The organism is Streptomyces sp. NPDC101151 (assembly GCF_044768335.1).
In the GTDB taxonomy this organism is placed as follows: domain Bacteria; phylum Actinomycetota; class Actinomycetes; order Streptomycetales; family Streptomycetaceae; genus Streptomyces.
Window position 1 is genome coordinate 78,918 of the sequence record NZ_JBIWPP010000008.1, and the last position, 17,547, is coordinate 96,464.

The 17,547-nt window shown below is 72.8% G+C and carries 16 protein-coding genes; 7 read left to right on the forward strand and 9 right to left on the reverse strand.

What is annotated here, in order from left to right:
* The first annotated feature begins 98 nt into the window (after positions 1–98).
* Positions 99–989, forward strand: coding sequence for an RNA polymerase sigma-70 factor (locus ACIRU3_RS17390; protein WP_404057062.1), 891 nt, complete (start codon positions 99–101; stop codon positions 987–989).
* A gap of 95 nt (positions 990–1,084) precedes the next feature.
* The gene (locus ACIRU3_RS17395; RefSeq protein ID WP_404057064.1) at positions 1,085–1,828 is read left to right on the forward strand and encodes an SDR family oxidoreductase; all 744 of its coding nucleotides are present in this window, start codon (positions 1,085–1,087) and stop codon (positions 1,826–1,828) included.
* A gap of 20 nt (positions 1,829–1,848) precedes the next feature.
* On the opposite strand, the gene ACIRU3_RS17400 is transcribed toward ACIRU3_RS17395, so the two are convergent.
* Positions 1,849–3,063, reverse strand: a complete 1,215-nt coding sequence (locus ACIRU3_RS17400; protein WP_404057065.1) for an ROK family transcriptional regulator — start codon at positions 3,061–3,063, stop codon at positions 1,849–1,851.
* Between the two features lie 124 nt (positions 3,064–3,187).
* On the opposite strand from ACIRU3_RS17400, the gene ACIRU3_RS17405 reads away from it, so the two are divergent.
* A complete protein-coding gene (locus ACIRU3_RS17405; RefSeq protein WP_404057067.1) occupies positions 3,188–4,402 on the forward strand; it encodes an MFS transporter in 1,215 nt (404 codons plus the stop codon).
* Here the strand turns inward: ACIRU3_RS17405 and ACIRU3_RS17410 are convergent.
* Entirely contained in the window at positions 4,362–4,820 is a 459-nt protein-coding gene (locus ACIRU3_RS17410; RefSeq protein ID WP_404057069.1) for an acyl-CoA thioesterase, read from the reverse strand. The two genes, ACIRU3_RS17405 and ACIRU3_RS17410, sit on opposite strands and share 41 nt — an antisense overlap.
* 101 nt (positions 4,821–4,921) lie before the next feature.
* On the reverse strand, positions 4,922–6,178 hold the full coding sequence (locus ACIRU3_RS17415) for an alginate lyase family protein (protein ID WP_404057071.1): 1,257 nt from the start codon (positions 6,176–6,178) through the stop codon (positions 4,922–4,924).
* Between the two features lie 131 nt (positions 6,179–6,309).
* Here ACIRU3_RS17415 and ACIRU3_RS17420 point away from each other — a divergent pair, with 131 nt between their 5' ends.
* A complete protein-coding gene (locus tag ACIRU3_RS17420; RefSeq protein ID WP_404057073.1) occupies positions 6,310–7,704 on the forward strand; it encodes a uracil-xanthine permease family protein in 1,395 nt (464 codons plus the stop codon).
* On the opposite strand, the gene ACIRU3_RS17425 is transcribed toward ACIRU3_RS17420, so the two are convergent.
* Complete coding sequence (locus ACIRU3_RS17425; protein WP_404057412.1) at positions 7,668–8,795, reverse strand: glycoside hydrolase family 6 protein; 1,128 nt, start codon at positions 8,793–8,795, stop codon at positions 7,668–7,670. The two genes, ACIRU3_RS17420 and ACIRU3_RS17425, sit on opposite strands and share 37 nt — an antisense overlap.
* Positions 8,796–9,014: 219 nt before the next feature.
* On the opposite strand from ACIRU3_RS17425, the gene ACIRU3_RS17430 reads away from it, so the two are divergent.
* Together ACIRU3_RS17430 and ACIRU3_RS17435 are read left to right on the forward strand one after the other, a co-directional pair.
* On the forward strand, positions 9,015–9,701 hold the full coding sequence (locus tag ACIRU3_RS17430) for a DUF5995 family protein (protein WP_404057075.1): 687 nt from the start codon (positions 9,015–9,017) through the stop codon (positions 9,699–9,701).
* Positions 9,702–9,799: 98 nt separating this feature from the next.
* The gene (locus ACIRU3_RS17435; protein WP_404057077.1) at positions 9,800–10,729 is read left to right on the forward strand and encodes an LLM class F420-dependent oxidoreductase; all 930 of its coding nucleotides are present in this window, start codon (positions 9,800–9,802) and stop codon (positions 10,727–10,729) included.
* 41 nt (positions 10,730–10,770) lie between these two features.
* Here ACIRU3_RS17435 and ACIRU3_RS17440 read toward each other — a convergent pair whose 3' ends face one another.
* Together ACIRU3_RS17440 and ACIRU3_RS17445 are read right to left on the reverse strand one after the other, a co-directional pair.
* Complete coding sequence (locus ACIRU3_RS17440; protein WP_404057079.1) at positions 10,771–12,468, reverse strand: flavin monoamine oxidase family protein; 1,698 nt, start codon at positions 12,466–12,468, stop codon at positions 10,771–10,773.
* A 73-nt stretch (positions 12,469–12,541) separates the two neighbouring features.
* The gene (locus ACIRU3_RS17445; protein WP_404057081.1) at positions 12,542–13,330 is read right to left on the reverse strand and encodes a carbon-nitrogen hydrolase family protein; all 789 of its coding nucleotides are present in this window, start codon (positions 13,328–13,330) and stop codon (positions 12,542–12,544) included.
* Positions 13,331–13,636: 306 nt separating this feature from the next.
* Here ACIRU3_RS17445 and ACIRU3_RS17450 point away from each other — a divergent pair, with 306 nt between their 5' ends.
* Positions 13,637–14,185: a Repetin gene (locus ACIRU3_RS17450; RefSeq protein WP_404057083.1), complete on the forward strand. Its 549-nt coding sequence runs from the start codon at positions 13,637–13,639 to the stop codon at positions 14,183–14,185.
* Positions 14,186–14,266: 81 nt separating this feature from the next.
* Here the strand turns inward: ACIRU3_RS17450 and ACIRU3_RS17455 are convergent, their stop codons facing one another.
* From ACIRU3_RS17455 to ACIRU3_RS17465, 3 genes are read right to left on the reverse strand one after another with little or no spacing between them, the layout of a single operon-like run.
* Positions 14,267–14,650: a DUF742 domain-containing protein gene (locus tag ACIRU3_RS17455; protein ID WP_404057085.1), complete on the reverse strand. Its 384-nt coding sequence runs from the start codon at positions 14,648–14,650 to the stop codon at positions 14,267–14,269.
* Positions 14,651–14,657: 7 nt separating this feature from the next.
* The gene (locus tag ACIRU3_RS17460; protein ID WP_404057087.1) at positions 14,658–15,095 is read right to left on the reverse strand and encodes a roadblock/LC7 domain-containing protein; all 438 of its coding nucleotides are present in this window, start codon (positions 15,093–15,095) and stop codon (positions 14,658–14,660) included.
* A complete protein-coding gene (locus ACIRU3_RS17465) occupies positions 15,085–17,529 on the reverse strand; it encodes a nitrate- and nitrite sensing domain-containing protein (protein ID WP_404057089.1) in 2,445 nt (814 codons plus the stop codon). Before ACIRU3_RS17465 ends, ACIRU3_RS17460 begins: the two co-directional genes overlap by 11 nt.
* Positions 17,530–17,547 lie beyond the last annotated feature (18 nt).

The window sequence follows — 17,547 nt, forward strand, 5'->3', positions numbered from 1 at the left end:
GTACTGGTCTAGTCCTTTTAGGGTGCGGGCGGGCCCGGTGGCGGTGACGACGGCCCTTGCCCGCCGCCGGGTCGCCAGGCCTCTGGCAGGGTGATCCCATGACGCTGCCGACCCTCGCCGACGAGTTCGAGTCCCACCGTTCCCGGCTGTTCGGCCTGGCCTACCGCCTGCTCGGGTCCGCGCAGGAGGCGGAGGATGCGGTGCAGGACGCGTACCTGCGCTTCAGCGGCGCCGACCGCGCGGGGATCGAGCATCTCGGGGCATGGCTCGCCAAGGCGGTCACCAACCTCTGTCTGAACCGGCTGACCTCGGCCCGGGCACGCCGCGAGAAGTACGTCGGGCCCTGGCTGCCGGAGCCGGTGGTCACCTCCGACGGCACGCTCGGGCCGCTGGAGTCGGCGGAGCGGCGGGAGCAGGTCTCGCTGGCGGTGCTGGTGCTCCTGGAGCGCCTGACGCCGACCGAGCGTGCGGTGTACGTGCTGCGCGAGGCCTTCGGCTACTCCCATCGGGAGATCGCGGACGTCCTGGAGCTGAGCGAGGCCAACTGCCGTCAGCTGTACCGGCGGGCGGTGCAACGCGTGGCCGAGCCGGAAGGCCGCTTCGAGCCCGCTCCCGAGCGCCGGGAGGAACTGGTCGCGTCGTTCATCACGGCTGCCCGGGAGGGGGACCTCGCCGGCCTGGAGAAGCTGCTCGCGGCGGACGTGACCTGGTGGAGCGACGGCGGCGGCAAGGTCTCGGCGGCCCGCCGGCCGATCGAGGGCCGGGACAAGGTCGTGCGCTTCCTGGCGGGTGCCGCCCGGCGGTTCGCGGCGGGAATCGACCTCACGGTGGTGGAGCTCAACGGCGCGAGCGGGCTGGCCGCGTGGGCGGACGGCATGCTGCTCGGCGTCATCGAGCTCGAACCGCAAGACGGGCGGATCGCGCAGGTACGGGCCGTCATGAACCCGGACAAGCTGGCGTACGTGCGACGGCAGCTGACCCGCCCGTAGCGGGGGCCTGTCACATTTCACGGGTCTGCTCGGTCTCAGCCGGCAAAGGGTGCTCCGGCCTGGGGCGCCCCGGAGTCCGGAAGGACGGGAACAGCATGACCACGATCCTGGTGACCGGCGGAACCGGCACGCTCGGACGGCTCGTCACCGAGCGGCTGCGGGCGGACGGGCACGCGGTGCGGGTGCTCAGCCGGCACACCCGGCCGTACGCCGTCGACCTGCGCGAGGGCGGTGCCGGCCTGGACGAGGCCCTGGCGGGTGTGGAGAGCGTCGTGCACTGCGCGAGCAGTCCGCGGGGCGGGGACGAGCAGGCGGCGGACCGTCTGACCGCGGCGGCACGGCGGGCCGGGGTGGCCCATCTGGTGTACATCTCCATCGTCGGCGTCGACCGCGTGCCGTTCGGCTATTACAAGTCCAAGCTTGCGGTGGAGCGGCGGGTCGAGGAGTCGGGGCTCGGCTGGACCCTGCTGCGGGCGACCCAGTTCCACGATCTGCTCGCCACGCTGTTCCAGGGGTTGGCCAGGCCGCCCGTGATGCTGGTCCCCGGCGGGGTGTCGGACGAGCCGGTGGAGGTTTCCGAAGTGGCCGACCGCCTGGCCGGGTTGACGCTCGCGGCGCCGGCCGGGCGGGTGCCGGACATGGGCGGCCCCGAAGTCCGTACGCTCGACTCGCTGGCCCGCGCCTATCTGCGGGCGACCGGCAGGCGCAGGCCGGTGGCGAACCTGCCTCTGTTCGGCCGGACCTACGGCGCGTTCCGTGCCGGCGGGCATCTGGCGCCGGACCAGGCGGCGGGCAAGGTGACCTTCGAGGAGTACCTGGCGCGGCGGTTCGGCCGATGACGGCCGGCCGGCAGGGGCGGTCAACGCTCAGCCGGTGCGAACAGCTCGTCCTGCGCCCGGTCCCGGGCCGTCAGCAATGCCCCGCGCAGGACCGCGGCGCCGCCGAGGCTGCTGGCCCGTACCTCGGTGACCAGCGGTGACATACGGCGCAGCCGCTCCGCCACGCGCGCGGCGAGCACCGCTCCCCCGGCCTGCCCGACCTCCCCGCCGAGGACCACGCAGCCGGGGTCGAGGATGGAGACGACGGAGGCGGCCCCGATGGCGATCCGGTCGGCGAGGGCGTCGAGGAAGCGGTCGGCGGGGCCGGCGGGTGTGGCGGGTCCCGGGGCGCCCGTCACCGACGTCACCGCCTCGCCCACCACCGTCGCCACGCCCGGCCCGTCCATCGGCCCGGCCGCCGGCAGGCCGGACTCCCGGGCCAGCGCACCGATCGCGGCCGCCCCGGCCAGTGTGTGGAAGCCGCCGTCGCAGTCCGTCGCCGAGGGGAGGGAGGCCGTGCCCGGGACCGGCAGGAAGCCGATCTCGCCCGTGCCGCCGGAGGCGCCGCGGCGCAGCGTGCCGTCCAGGACGACCGCGGCGCCGACTCCGTGGCCCAGCCAGAGCAGGACGTAGGTGTCCCGGTCGCGGGCGGCGCCCTCGCGCTGCTCGGCCAGGGCGGCCAGGTTGGTCTCGTTCTCCACGGTGACCCGGGCCTCGGGCAGCCGCTCCTGCAGGGCGGCGGCCAGGCGCCGGTGCCAGGCGGGCAGGCCACCGGAGTCACGGAGGTCGCCGGTGGCGGGGTCGACGAGACCGGGCGCACCGATGCCGACGGTGTGCAGCCGGTCCGCGCCCGCTTCCTTGGCGGTCCGCTCCACCGCCGCCACCGCCTGCTCCACGGCGGGCCCGGTCCCGGTGTCCCCGCCGATCGGCACCGACGCCTCGGCCAGCACCCGCCCGAGGAGGTCGGACACCAGCACGAAGACACCCTCGGTACGTACGTCCAGCGCGGCCAGATGCGCACGGTCGGCGACGATGCCGTACAGACGGGCGTTCGGGCCCCGGCGCTGCTCGCCGGACTCCCCGACGACCGTGATCAGACCGGAGGCGGTGAGCCGTTCGACGAGGTCCGCGACCGTCGGCCGGGACAGTCCGGTCAGCTGCTTCAACTGCCCTGCCGTCAGCGGGCCTTCCTGCTGCAGGAGGCGCAGGGCGAGCCGGTCGTTGATGGCCCGGGCGGTGCTCGGTGATGCGGGCATGACGGGAATCCTCCCAGACTCGGGCGGCCGCAATACTCCCTATCTATCAGGCAGGGTCCCTGATAGTTTACGGCGGTCAGGCGAGGACGCGGCGACAGGGCACGCCCGGGGAGAGGTTGGAAACATGGGTGACGTGGGCTGCACGCGCGACGAGGTCAGGCGCGCCCGGTACGCCGTGGCGGCCGTGTTCGCCGTGCACGGCGCCGTGACCGGCTCCTTCGCGACCCGCGTGCCATGGATCCAGGAGCACTCCTCGCTGGGCGCGGGATGGCTCGGGTTCGCGCTGGCGTTCACGGCGTTCGGCGCCTCGTGCGCGATGCCGCTGGCGGGCCGGATCAGCCACCGCTTCGGCAGCCGTACGGCCCTGCGCGGGCTGATCGCACTGTGGACGCTGTCGCTGGTCCTGCCGTCGCTCGCGACGAATCTGTACACGCTGTGCCTGGCGATGTTCGTCTACGGCGCGAGCGCGGGCATGGCCGACGTGGCGATGAACGCGCTGGGTGTCGAGGTGGAGCGACTGCTCGGGAAGTCGATCATGTCCGGTCTGCACGGCATGTGGAGCGCGGGCGCCCTCATCGGCTCGGCCGCGGGCACCCTCGCCGCCCACCTGGGCTCGGACGCCCGCCTGCATTTCGCGCTCGCCGCCGCCGTTCTCACCCTGCTCGGCCTGCTGGCCTGCAACTGGGTGCTGGATGTGCAGCCCGCCGAGGGCGAGGAGCCGCCGCCGCGGTTCGCGCTGCCACCCCGTTCGGCGCTGCTCATCGGCGCGGTCGGCTTCTGCGCGGTGTTCGCGGAGGGGGCGAGCCTTGACTGGTCGGCGGTGTTCCTGCGGGACCGGCTGGACAGCTCGGCCGGTGTGGCCGCGGCTTCGACGACCGGGTTCATGCTCACGATGGCGGTGGCCCGGATCGCCGGGGACGCGGTGGTGAACCGCTTCGGCGCGGTCCGTACCGTACGGGCCGGCGGTGTCCTGGCCGGGCTGGGCGGCCTGCTGGTCGTCGTCGCGGGGCATCCGGCGGTGGCGATGGCCGGGTTCGCGCTGATGGGGCTGGGGATCGCCGTGGTCGTACCGCTGTGCTTCGCGGCGGCCGGGCACGCCGGCCCGAACCCCAGTCAGGCGATAGCGGGCGTGGCGACCATCACCTACACCTCGGGGCTGATCGCACCCAGCCTGATCGGCGGAGTGGCCCAGGTGACCAGCCTGGTGGTCTCGTTCTGCGTGGTGACCGTGCTGGCGTGCGGGCTCGCCGTGTTCGCCGGGGTTCTGCGCACCGCCGAGCGCGGCGGCCGGACCCAGGTCAGTCCGCGGGCCGCAGCAGTTCCCGACCCGCGGCCCTGAAGGCGTCGCTCCACGGCGCGGGGCGCATGGTCGTCGCGTCCAGCCGGACCAGCACCCGGCTGCCCTGTGCGTAGGTCTGCGTCCCGTCGGCCGAGCAGAACCGGAAGCCGTAGGTCAGGCCGGTGGTACCGAGCCGCTCCAGCCAGAGGTGAACGGCGTAGACGCCGGGGCGGGTCACCGGCGCCTCGTAGCCGATGCGCAGTTCGCGGACCGCGTTGCAGGCGTCGCCGGCGGCTTCCCAGTCGCCGTCGAAGCGGACACCGTGCTCGTTCCACAGCTCGGTCCAGGCGCGCTCCACCATCAGCGGATAGCGGGCGTTGTGCAGCAGCCCGAGCGCGTCCAGGTCGTCGAAGTGGACGGTGACGGGGATCAGCCGGCCGTGGGCGACGGCGGGGGCGATCGGGGCTTCGGCGGTCACGGGACGGGCTCCTGAACGGTGGGGTACGCGGCGGCGGGAACAACCACATACTAAGCGACCGCTCAGGAGCCTCGGCCGGGAAGGCCCCTGGCCGGGGCCGATCAGCCCGCTATCGAGTCCAGCTGCTCGGCGGCGGGCCGCAGCGCCCACAGGTCGCCGCCGGGGGGTGCCTGCAGCTCGGGCACGGCCGCCTTGGCCGCCGCGTCGCCGGCGTCCGCCGCGGCGTGCACGACGTCACTCGCCGCGTACCGGTAGAACTCCAGCTCGGGATGCGGCCAGGCGGCGGCACCGGTCGCGGCCGGCAGCAGATAGTCCACCGCCGTGAACAGGCTCTGCCCGTCCGGCCCCCGGTGGGCCCACAGATTCACGCCCACGTGCCTGCCGATGGCCGCGAGCCGGGTGTAGGCGACGAGGTCGAAGGTCGAGTAGTGCCAGCTGCGGGTACGGGCGAGTTCCTGCGGCTGGCTGCCGTCGGCGGCGATCTGCGGGTCGATCCGCCTGCCCCCGGCGTCGAGCACGGTCCGCCTGGCCAGGGCCGTGTCGCCGGTGGCGCAGGCGAGGGCGGCGAGCTGCATGTCGTAGAAGGTGCCGTGGTTGTTGGCGGCCGCGCCCTCCTGCTTGCCGAAGTCGCTGTTCTTGAGCCAGCCGAGGAAGTCGGTGTTCCACTTGCCCATCGCGGTGCGGTCCTCGGAACTCCAGCCCGGGGCCCCGCCGGCGAGGATCGCCTGGGCGTCGAGCACGCTCGTGTACGACTGCGAGAAGTCGATGATGCCGATGGCCCGGCCGTCGTACTTGCAGGGGATGAACTGGGCGTGGTCCAGGTCGGGGTTCATCCGGGTGGCCGGGTCGAGGAACCAGGCGCGCAGGATCTGCCCGGCCTTCTCGGCGTAACTCCGCCTGCCGGTGTAGTACCAGGCGAGCGAGAGGTCGTACGCGGAGTCGAAGACCTTCTCCACGTCCTGCCGGTCCGTGCCGCTGTCGACCTCCGGATTGCGCCGGCCGTCGCGCTGGACGTACGGGCAGCCCCAGGGGTTGTCGGCGGTGGGGGCCGTGGTGGGCCACCAGTAGGGGGCCTGGCTGAGGTAGTCGTGGATATCGCCGCCGGGAGCGGGCTTCGGCTTGTCGATCACCGTCCAGGGGCCCTGGTCCAGCCAGGCGTCCGCGCGTGCGGTCAAGTCTCCGAGGGCGCGCCGGAGTCGAGGATCACGGTCCAGACGGGCCCGGGCCTGCTGGAGGCGGGCGCCGTCGAGGACGACGGTCCGCGGGGTCCTTGGTGCCGCATGGGCGGAGGGGACGAGCACGGCCGAGAAGCTCACCACCGCGGCCAGCAGCACGGCCGCACGGGATCTTCCACTCATCAGGCGCTCCGATCATCATGAGTCAGGTATGTGAACGCAGTTCATGAGTAGGACCGTGCGAGCGTAGAGCGGGCAGGTAGCCGTGACAATGGTGCGGACCGTCTTCATGTACAGAGAAAGCGAATCCCACCATGGACCTCGGCGTGCGCTGGAAGCTGCACGGTGACGGGCGCACGCCCGCGCCCGGAGCGGTGGTACGCCCCGACGAACGACTGTCCTGGCCACGCACGGTGGGCCTCGGCGCCCAGCACGTCGTGGCGATGTTCGGGGCCTCCTTCGTGGCCCCCGTACTCATGGGCCTGGACCCCAACCTGGCGATCATGATGTCGGGCGTGGCGACCGTGATCTTCCTGCTCGCCACCCGCGGCCGGGTGCCGAGCTATCTGGGGTGTTCCCTGTCGTTCGTGGGAGTGGCCGCCGTCATCCGCGCGCAGGGCGGTACGAGTGCCACCGTGACCGGCGCGGTCCTCGTGGTCGGTGCCGTGCTGTTCCTGGTGGGTCTCGCGGTGCAGTACTTCGGGGCGCGGATCATCCATGCCGTCATGCCGCCGATCGTCACCGGCGCGGTGGTCATGCTGATCGGCTTCAACCTGGCCCCGGTGACCGCCTCGACGTACTGGCCGCAGGACCAGTGGACGGCCCTGCTGGTGATGCTCTTCACCGGTCTGGCCGTCGTCTGTCTGCGTGGTTTCTGGTCCCGTGTCGCGATCTTCCTGGGCCTCGTCTTCGGGTACGTCATCTCCTGGGTCCTCGACCGGATCTTCGGGAAGATCCACTCGGTGGACGCGAGCGGCAAACTCACCGACCACTGGCGCCTCGACCTCTCCGGCGTCTCCAAGGCGGACTGGATCGGGCTGCCCTCCTTCCACGGTCCGTCCTTCCAGTGGTCGGCGGTCCTCGTCGCGCTGCCCGTCGTCATCGCGCTGGTCGCGGAGAACGCCGGACACGTCAAGGCGGTCGGCGAGATGACCGGGACCCGTCTGGACAACCAGCTCGGTACGGCGATCTCGGCCGACGGCGTCGCCTCCGTGCTGTCCACCGCCGTCGGGGGTCCGCCCAACACGACCTACTCCGAGAACATCGGCGTGATGGCCGCGACCCGCGTCTACTCGACGGCCGCCTACTGGGCCGCCGCCGGCTTCGCGCTGCTCTTCGGCGTCTGCCCGAAGTTCGGGGCGGTCGTCGCCGCGATCCCGGGCGGTGTCCTGGGCGGCATCACCGTCATCCTGTACGGCATGATCGGCCTGCTCGGCGCGCAGATCTGGATCAACGCCAAGGTGGACCTGCGCAATCCGCTGAACCTGGTCCCGGCGGCCGCGGGCATCATCATCGGCGTGGGCAACGTCTCCATGACGTTCAGCAAGAACTTCACCCTGAGCGGCATCGCGCTCGGCACCCTGGTCGTCATCACCGGCTATCACGCCCTGGGCGCCTTCGCGCCCGCCCACCTCAAGCCCCAGGAGCCACTGCTGGACGAGGGCACGTCCACCTACGACGAGGAGGACGGTCCGCGCGCCAAGTCATAGGCGTACGACGGCGTGAACGTCCCGGCCGCCCCCTTGCAGCCGTCGGACTCCCCGGGCAGTTTCACCCACAGGTAGGCGTCGATCCGCGGTTCCCCGGTGGCCAGGGTCGGCGCCCGGCCGATCTTCCGGCCCGCCGGGTCGCACCACTGGCCGTCGGGCGGGGCGCCGTTGCCGTTGCGACTGGTGTCGATGACCGCGCCGAGGCTCGCCGGTCCGCCCAGAGCGTCCAGGACCTGCCGGTCGTAGGCGATCTCGTCGGCCGTGGTGCGGAAGTTGGAGACGTTGCTGAAGATGCCGTCGGAGGCGGCGGCTCCCGCCTGTTTCAGGAGGGCGGCCTGCTGGGCGGGCGGGTTCCAGCCGGAGTGGCCCGCGTCGTAGTAGACCCTCGCGCGCGGGTTCGCCGCCTTCAGAACCCGGCCCGCGCGGGCCAGCGAGGCGAAGCGGGCGGCGCGGTCGGCGCCCCGCAGACAGTCGGACTGGGCGATCGAGTCGGGCTCCAGGATCACGATCACCTCGCCGGAGCCCAGTCCCCGGGCGAAGGCGTCGATCCAGCCGTCGTAGGCCGGGAGGTCCGGCGCCCCGCCCTGGGAGGCGCCGCCGCAGTCGCGGTCGGGGACGGCGTAGGGCACGAGGACCGGGACCCTGGCCTGGGCCGCCGCGCCCGCGGTGACCGCGCGCACCCGGGCGGCGACGGTGTCCGGGCTGTAGTCGGCGAACCACACCGCGGCCGGCCGGTCGGCGATCCGGGACTCGATGAGGGCGGTGCGCGGGTCGCCGGGATTGGCCCGGACCCAGTCCAGCACCTGGGAGTCGGGGTGGCGGTAGAGGCGGGAGGACACGGTGGTGGTCCGCTGCTTCCTCTCGGTGCGGGTCGGGGAGACGGTGGGGATCCGCTTCGTCGGCACGGCCGTGGGAGTCCGTGCGGTCCTGGACGGCGAGGGTGCCGGCGAGGGGACGGCGGGCAGGGGCACTCGGCTCGGCACGTGGGTCACCTCGGGCCGGGCCTGGTCGGAGCCCCTGCCGTCGTCGAGCGCGGCGATCATCCCGGTCACGGTGCCGACCACGGTGACCACCGAGGCGGCCGCGACCATCGCCCCGCGCCGCAGGGCGCGCCTGCGCTCGGCACGGCGGGCGGCCAGGCGCCGGGCACGTAAGCCTGACACGGTGTCACTCCCCCCTCGATCCGCACAGTGCCGCTGCGGCCCTTCCCGCACGGTGCAGCCCCCGCCCCGCGTTTCCCGTTCCCCCGTTCCGGCGAAGCACCGGGCCGGTCGGCATGCGGGTCAGCCTAGGGCTGTCACCCTTCCCCCATGGCGCAGTTGGAACACTTCACCACGCCCGTCGACGCCGTGCTCTCCCGGATGCGCGCCCTCGACGCGGACCTGCCCGAGTGGGACGGGGTCGCCGTGTTCAACCGCGTCTACCTCACCGTCACCGAGGAGGTCGACCAGCGCCTGAACGCCGGGGAGTTCACGGATCCGCGGGCGGCGTCCGTGCTGGACACCCGGTTCGCCGAGCGATACCTGGCGGCGGTCGACGAGGTGGCCCGGGGCCGCCGTCCACCCGCCTGCTGGCGCCCTCTGTTCCAATTCCGCCGCCACCCCGGTGTACGGCCGCTGCAGTTCGCGCTGGCGGGCATCAACGCGCACATCGGGCACGATCTGGCGCTCGCCGTGGTGGACGCCTGTCGTACGCTCGGCTGCGAACCGGCCGACCTGGAGGACGAGTTCGACCGCGTGGGTGATCTCCTCGCCTCGCTGGAGGAGCGCATCCGCGAGGATCTGATGCCGGGCCCCGACGTGCTGCAGATCGCCGACCCGCTCACCCATCTGCTCGGGTCCTGGAGCCTGGAGCGAGCACGGGACGCGACCTGGGCCGCGGCGCGGGCTCTGTGGGCGCTGCGGCACTGCGAGGAGGTGGCCGATGAGTTCACCGAACGCCTCGACGCGGCTGTCGGCTTCGCGGGCCGCATGCTGCTCACGCCGCTGCCCGGCTGAGGCGCCTCGATCCGGCCAACCCCGCCTCGCCTCGCCGGAACTCGGCGGTGATCGCTGTAGGTTGAAGCGGCAACCGATCTCGAAGGAGTACTCGGCACATGGCGACCAGGCTCGGACTAGGCCTTCCGCAGAATCGGCAGTACGACCTCGGCAAGGACGTGCCCGACGTGGCACGCACCGCCGAGCAGATCGGATACGACAGCCTGTGGGTGTACGAGCGGGCGCTGTTCCCCGAGCCCGCGGCCCAGGGCCTGTACGGCATCGAGGGCCTGCCCTGGCCCGACTTCTACCGCAGTGTGGCCGAGCCGCTGGTCACGCTCGCCCTGGCCGCCGCGGTCACGGAGCGGGTCCAGCTGGGCTCCAGCGTGCTGGTCGCGCCCCTGCATCAGCCGTTCCAGCTGGCCAGGTCCCTCGCCACGCTGGACGCGGCGAGCGGCGGCCGGGTGATCGCCGGATTCGGCACCGGCTGGTCGCTGGACGAGTACGCGGCCTCGGGCATCCGGCCGATCGCGGAGCGCGGCAAGGTGCTCGACGAGATCATCCAGGTGTGCCGCGCGGTGTGGGGCCCCGACCCGGTGCACCACGACGGCCGTATCAGCAGGATCGACTCCGCCGTGGTGGGACCCAAGCCCGCCCGGCCCATCCCCATCATGCTGGCGGCGAGCAACAAGAAGGCGCTGACGCGGCTCGTCGACCACGCCGACGGCTGGCTGCCGGTGGGCATGGGCGTGGAGCAGATCGCCGCGCAGTGGCAGGAACTGCAGGACCTGGCCGCCGAGCGCGGTCGCAAGGAGCCGATCCGGACGGCCCTGCGGGTGAACGCGATGTACTCGGCGAAGGCGTTCGACGGGGAGGGCCGCCAGCCCTTCCAGGGTGATGCCGACCAGATCGTGGAGGACCTGGTCGCACATGCCGCGATCGGCCTGGACGAGATCCTGGTCGACCTGCAGATCACTCCGCGCGACGCCCAGGAACTCAAGGACGTCGCCGCGGAGGTCTACGAGAAGGCGCGGGCCGCAGGGGTATAGCGCCCGTCCGCCGGGTCCAGGTCCGGTCCGCCGGACCGGACCTAGTCCTCGGGCAGCTCCACCGGGGCGATCTCCTCGTACAGGTCACCCGGGCCCGGGTTGGTCGCGTCGGTCGCCCCGCCGAAGTGGTGCATGACGCCCCAGACGGCGTTCAGCGCGGTCTGGATCGCGCCCTCGGCCCAGCCGGCCGTCCAGGAGATGTCGTCGCCGGCGAGGAAGATGCCCCGCTTGTCCTCCGGCAGCCGGTCCTGCATGAAGTGCGTGAACAGGCGCCGCTGGTAGCGGTAGTGGCCGGGCAGGTTGGCCTTGAACGCGCCCATGAAGTAGGGCTCGTTCTCCCAGGAGACGGTCACCGGGTTGCCGATGATGTGCTTCCGGATGTCGACCTTCGGGTAGATCTCGCCGAGCGACTTCAGCATGACCTCCATCCGCTCGTTCGCGGACAGCGGCAGCCACTTCAGGCTGTCGTCGCACCAGGTGTAGGACAGGCAGATCACGGCGGGCTTGTCCGGGCCCTCGTCCAGCAGGTAGGTGCCGCGGGTCATGCGGTCGGTGAGCGTCATCGACATGACGTCACGGCCCGTCTCCTCGTCCTTGTCCAGCCAGAACGGCCGGTCCACGGGCACGAAGAGCTTGCTCGACTCCATGTAGTGCGTGCGCTCGATCGCCGTCCAGTGGTCGATCGGGAACAGCGCGTCGTCGCAGGCGATCTTGGACAGCAGCATCCAGGACTGAGCCGTGAAGACGGCCGCCTGGTAGGTACGGATGTCGCCGTTCGCGTCCGTCACGGTGATCTGGTTGCCCGCCGTGCGGTGCAGCCGGGTCACGGCCGGGCGGGGTTCGCCGTTCTCGTGCAGGCTCGCCAGCGAGGTGCCGTAGGACCAGTGCACGATCTTCTGCGGCTCGCGCTCCCACAGGCGCAGCGGCAGCTGCTGGGAGCCGCCGACGATGCCGCGGTGATGGTCGTCGGCCTCGGTGTAGACGACCCGCAGGATCTCCAGGATGGAGTTCGGGAAGTCGGTGTCCCAGCCGCCGGTGCCGAAGCCGACCTGGCCGAAGATCTCGCGGTGCCGGAAGGACTTGAAGGCGTCGGAGTCGCAGAGGAAGCCGTAGAAGGTCTGGTTGTCGAGCTTCTCGACGAGCTTCGCCCAGATCTCGCGGATGCGCGGTACGTCCCGCTCGCGCATGGCGTGGTTCATGTCGGAGAAGTCGGCACCCTCTTCGAGGCACTTGTTCCATGCCTCGGCGACGTCCCGGTACACCTGGGGCAGGTCGTCGACGGTCTCCGCGTAGTGCGACTCGCCCTTGAGGTCCACGACGGTGGACGGGGTGGTCTCGGCCAGCGGGTTCGGGAAGGGCCTGGTCTCCAGGCCGACCATGTCGATGTAGTGCTGCAGCGCCGTGGAGGACGGCGGGAAGCGCATCGCGCCCATCTCGGCGGTCAGCGACTCGTCGCAGCCCTCGAAGCCGACGGTGCGCAGCCGGCCGCCGATCTGGTCGGCCTCGTAGACGACGGGCTTGAGGCCCATCTTCATCAGCTCGTAGGCCGCCACGATGCCGGACAGACCGCCGCCGATGACGGCGACCTCGGTGCCGTGCTCGGTCGCGGGGATCTGGCCGAGGCCCGCCGGGTGGGCGAGGAAGTCGTCGTAGGCGTAGGGGAAGTCCGGGCCGAACATGGTGATCGGCGGCTGCTGCTCGTCGGCGTGCTCGACGGCGTTGGGCACCGTGGACGTCATGGGGTACGGACTCCTTGCGCGGGGGTGAAGACGGGGAGGGCTCGGGTGGCGGCGGCGGCGAGGGCTCCGGGGGTCAGACCAGGGACCCGTAGAGGCCGGGGCGGCGGTCCTTCAGGTACGGGTTCGCCTCGCGGGACGCGGCCAGGAAGGCGGGGTCGGCGTCGGCGAAGACCAGCTCCTCGGCGCGGCCGGCGCGGGTGCGGGCGATGCCGTCGGGGCCGGCCAGCACGGACAGTCCGACGAACTCGAAATCGCCCTCGGGCCCGACCCGGTTGACGTACGCGACGTACATCTGGTTCTCCCAGGCCCGCACCGGCACGAGGGACTCGGCGACGAACTGGAAGGGATGCATCTGCGCCGTCGGCACGATCAGCAGGTCGGTGCCGGCCAGCGCGTGGGCGCGGACGTTCTCCGGGAACTCGACGTCGTAGCAGATCATCAGGCCGACGGTGAGGCCGTTCAGCTCGGCCTGGACGACCGGCTGCTCGCCGGGCGTGAAGTGATCGCGCTCGAAGCAGCCGAAGAGGTGGGTCTTGCGGTAGTTCGCGAGCCGGATGCCCTCGGCGGAGATCAGCTGGGCGGAGTTGTGGACGGTCTCGCCGTCGCGCTCCGGGTAGCCGTAGGCGATCGCCAGGCCGTGCCGTGCGGCGATCTCGGCGATCGCGTCGGCGGAGTCGCCGGCGGCGGGCTCCGCGAGGCGGGCGATGCCGTCGCCGATCGCGTAGCCGGTGAGGAACATCTCCGGTGCGGCCAGCAGCGCGGCACCCGCGGCGGCGGCACGGCCCGCGGCCTCGTCGAGGACCTTGAGGTTCTCGACGATCGAGCCGGGGCGGCCGGAGCTCTGGAGCAGTGCGGTGCGCATGCGGGTTCCTCACCGGAAGAGGGGGTTCGGGGGCCAGATAGAAGGTACGGTCGGCGCGCTCGGCCGGACAAGAAGGAGCCGTTGCGCGCCGGTGCGCGGTTCGTTGCGTGGGTCGGGGGTCGGGCGGCGATTCGTTGCGCGCCCTCCGGAGGGGCTCTCGTCCCCCCTGAGACGCAGGTCACGGCGGGTCTTCCCCGCCGGACGGGGGAGGCGGGGTGCCGCCCGGGGAGCGATGTGCCGAAGGGCCGGCGCCGGGAGAGTGGTGAGCGTTCAGGTTCACACGCTTGACCTGCGGAAAGGACCGTCATGCAGCGTCGTACGAAGATCGCCGCCGTTACCGCCGCCCTGCTGATCACCGCCGGAGCGGCGGGGTCGGCGACGGCCTCGGGGAACGGCTCGCAGCGCCACCACGGGCGGGAGGCCGCCGCGCTCACCGGCACGGCCAAGCTGTACCGGTCGGCCGGGGACGACATCACCTTCTCCTTCGACGCGCATCTGGCCGCGAAGGACACCAAGGATCCGCGGAAGGCCACCGGAACCTTCGAGTTCAGCCACTACCTGGACGGCGACGGCGCCTGGGCCAAGGCGACGGTGGACTGCCTGGTCACCGGCGGGAAGGTGGCCGTCGTCTCCGGTGTGATCACGGCCTCGGACCTGCCGGGGGCCAAGGGCAGGCGGGTCGGCATCACGGTCCACGACCTCGGCCGGCACGACCGGCTGGGCTACAGCTGGGCCGGGGTCGGCAGCCCCACGGACACCAAGGACCTGCCGCCCTGCGTGTCGTCGGCTCCCTTCGAGAAGGTGAAGCAGGGCACGGGCGACTTCAAGGTCGTCCCCTGGAACCCCGCGCTCTGAGCGACCGGCGCCCGCCGGTCACCCGGCGAGACGGCCGTCGGTGGGCCGGCCGGCCTCGTCGAGGCCTGACCGGCGCCGCCCCTACAGCTCCTTCAGTCGCTCCATGATCTCCCGCAGCAGCCCAGGATCGGCGGCCGGGCCCGTGGCCTGGACGCGGCGGGGCCGGTCGATACGGACCAGCCGGGCCTCGGCCAGGTCGCCGAGCAGGACACGGACGACGGTCAGGGGCAGGTCGGCGTCCGCGGCCAGCTCGGCCACGGGGCGTGGGCCGCGGCGGATCAGGTCGAGCAGGGAGGCGCGCGCATGGTCGAGCTCCGGCTGTGCCGCGCCGTCCGGCTCCAGCGCGGTGACCTGGGACATCAGATCGATCGCGTGCTGTTCCGAGGGCCGGGTGCGGCCCCGGGTCACGGTGTAGGGGCGCACCATCGACCCGGTCTCGTCCTCGTACCAGTGCTCGTCGCTCACCGCGGGATCAGGGGGCCGAGCGGGTCGCGGCGTCCAGATGGCGCCCGAGGCGGCGGACGAGCAGGGCCATCTCGTGGGCGAGCTGTCCGACGTCGGTCCGCGCCTCACTGAGTACGGCGAGGCGGCTGCCGTGGCCGGCCGGGGTGATGAAGAGGTAGGCGTCCTCCAGCATGACCATGGTCTGCCGCACCCCTCCGGCCTCGAACCGCTCCCCCGCCGATCGGGCAAGACCGTGGAAGCCGGCGCAGACGGCGGCCAGGTGCTCGATGTCCCGTCGGCGCATGCCCTCCGAGCAGCTCAGCGCCATGCCGTCGGCGGTGAGCAGCACGGCCTGGCGGACGTGGTCGGTGCGGGCCACGAGGTCGTCGAGCAGCCAGCCGAGATCCGTGCCGGGCGCTCCGGCGGGCAGGGCCGGGGTCTCGGGGGTCTGGTCGTCACCGTGCATCGTCGGTGTCCGTCCCTTCGTCGGCGTGGGTGGTCACTGCGTCCGCGGCGCTGGCCGGGTCGCCCGGGCCGGTGGGCGCGCCGCCCGTGTCGCGGGGCGCGCCGCCCGTGTCGCGGGGCGCGCCGCCCGTGTCGGTGGCCGCCGGCAGGCCCTTGCGGCCGCGGTCCAGGCCCCGCTGGAAGGCGCCGAAGATCGCACGCATCTCCTCGGCGTCGGGCTCGCGCTCGGGTGCCGCGTCACGGGGTGGCGGATCGTCGCGCAGCTCCCGGACGAGGGAGGCCTGACGGGTGCGGGTGGGCAGGGCGGGGGTGGGGTCGTACGGCTCGGGAACGGGCTCGGGCGTGCTCCGCCTCCGCGAGGGCAGCTCCGGCACCGGTGCGGCGGACTCCGGGCGCTGCCGCAGGCGCACCACCTCGGCCCCGGCCCTTGCCCCCGCACCCGCCGGCTCCGCCTCGGCACTGCCCCCTGCCGCCGCACCCGCCGGCACCGGCTCGGCCCCGCCCCTTGCCCCCGCACCGGCCGGCTCCACCTCGGCCAGCACCTCCTGCGGCAGCAGCACCACCGCGGTCGTACCCCCGTAAGGGGAGTCCCGCAGGTTCACTTCGATGCCGTGCCGGGCTGCGAGGCGGCCGACGACGTACAGGCCGAGCCGGTCGTGCCGGGTGGGGTCGAAGGCGTCGGGATCGGTCAGGGTGCGCTGGGCCGCCGTGCGCTGCTCGGCGTCGAGGCCGAGCCCGCGGTCGTCGATCTCCAGGACGAATCCGCTGCCGACCCGTCCGGTGCGCAGGGTGACCTGGGTGTGCGGCGGCGAGAACACCGTGGCGTTCTCCAGGAGTTCGGCGACGAGGTGCACGACGTCGGCGACCGCGTCCGCCGCGACGCCGACCTCGGGCATCGGCGGCACCACGACGCGTGCGTAGTCCTCGATCTCGCTCACCGCAGAGGCGACGACGTCCGCGACCGGCACGGGCCTGCGCCAGCGGCGGCCGGGCGCCGCTCCGGAGAGGATGATCAGGCTTTCCGCGTGCCGGCGCATCCGGGTCGTCAGATGGTCGATGCGGAACAGCTGGCGCAGGATGTCCGGGTCGTCGGTGCGCCGCTCCAGCGTGTCGACGAGTTTCAGCTGCCGGTGCACCAGCGCCTGGTTGCGGCGCGCGATGGTGAGCAGCACCGCGAACAGCCCCCGGCGCAGGGTGGCCTGTCTGACGGCGGCCTCCACGGCGGCGAGCCGCGCGGTGTTGAAGGACCGGCCGACCTGGCCGATCTCGTCGTCCCTGACCTCGTCGGCGGCGAGCGGTGGCGCCTCGGCGAGCGCGTCCACCTCCGCACCGGCGCTCAGCCTGCGCATGACGTCCGGGAGTTGCCGTGCGGTGAGCACGTCGGCCGCGTCCCGCAGGGTCTCCAGGCGGCGCGAGATGCGCCGCGCGCCGCGCACCGCGAACCAGAGCGACAGCGCCACGGCGGCCAGCCCGACCGCGCCGACGACGGCGGCCTTGGTCAGCTCGCGGTAGGCGAAGGCCCGGCCGCGCGCGGCGGAGTTCTCGGCGGAGCGGGTGCACAGCTGCATGTAGCGCTTGACGGCCCGGTCGGTGGTCGACCGCCAGGTGTCCGCCGCCACGGCCTCCCCGGCCCGGTCCGCACCGGACCGCAGCAGCGCGTCCTCGCCCCGCACCAGCGACCGGTGCAGGTCCCCGCGCTGGAACTCCTCGAACAGGCCGCGCGAGTCGGCGGGCAGGTCCGGCACATACGTCCGCTCGAAGACGCGCCGGTCCTCGATGGTCGCGGTCAGGGCGTCGTACTGCCGGTCGGTCAGGGTCCCGGCCGCCCGCGCCCCGGCGACCAGGGCGTCCTCCCGGGACACGAACTCGCGCACCCGCACCAGCTCGACGACGACCTGCGCCTCCCGGGCGAGCTGCCCGGCCTGGAGCGCGGTCAGCGTGGACTGCACGTCGAAGCCGGGCTCGACGAGCGTGCTGTACTCGTCGACCGCCCGGTCCCAGGTGATGTCCCGGGACAGCACGCGCTCGCGCAGCCCCTCCAGCTTCCCGGTGGCGGCGACCACGGCGTCCAGGGCCTGCCGCTGCCGGCCCGTGAGCCGGCCGCGGTCCCCGTCCCGGACCGCCTGCCGCAGGGCGTCGACGGCCCGGTCGGTACGGCGCTGTTGCCCGAGCAGGTCGGCGGCGGCGGTCGTGTCGAGACGGGCGCCGAGGTAGGCGGCGGACAGCCGGCGCTCGATCTGGATCTGCCCGATCGCGGTGTCCACGGGGGTGCCGAAATCCTCGTACACCCCCTGGAGCCGGATCAGCGCGCGTGTCTCGGCCGTGACCGACACCATGGCGAAGCTCCACAGGGCCATCAGGGCGACGGCCGGGGCGAGAGCGAGCGCCACGATCCGCGCACGGACGGTGGTGGGACGGCCGACAGGCCAGCGCATGGGTACCTGCCCGGTGTT